The organism is Paraburkholderia sp. SIMBA_027, from assembly GCF_046535315.1.
Classification (GTDB): domain Bacteria; phylum Pseudomonadota; class Gammaproteobacteria; order Burkholderiales; family Burkholderiaceae; genus Paraburkholderia; species Paraburkholderia tropica.
Genome location: NZ_JAWRWY010000122.1, coordinates 1 through 423, shown reverse-complemented (window position 1 = coordinate 423; position 423 = coordinate 1). Strand labels below are relative to the sequence as shown.

General features: G+C 52.0%; 1 pseudogene. It reads right to left on the bottom strand.

Annotated features, from left to right (window positions below):
• Nucleotides 1–146: 146 nt before the first annotated feature.
• Nucleotides 147–423 (bottom strand): annotated as a pseudogene (locus SB764_RS38405) (MFS transporter); the annotation flags it as partial.

Below are 423 nucleotides of genomic sequence, written 5' to 3'. Positions count from 1 at the left end.
ATCTTACGACTCTGGCCTTGACGACTCTCACGCTACATAGGATCTAATAGACCAATATCAAATCAAGGAAAGGCCAACGCCGTAGGCACACAGAGGAAAGGCACCGTTGCGGGCGCAACAACCAGCAGCGCCGCGCAGGCAAAAAACTAATCAATAGCCTTCCCAGCGGTCTCCCGCATAAACGGAAGCGGCAACAGCGACACCAAACCACATCCAATCAAATACCAGGCAGGCGCCAAATTACTCCCTGAAATCTGAATCAGCCAGGTAGCAAAAAACTGCGCAAACCCACCAAAAATAGACACGCCCAAACAATAAACAATCGACATCCCCGTAGCGCGAATCTCGCGCGGAAACATCTCCGGGAGCATGACGATATTCGGCACGGCAGTAAAAGCAACAAACACCGCCAGCACGGCAACC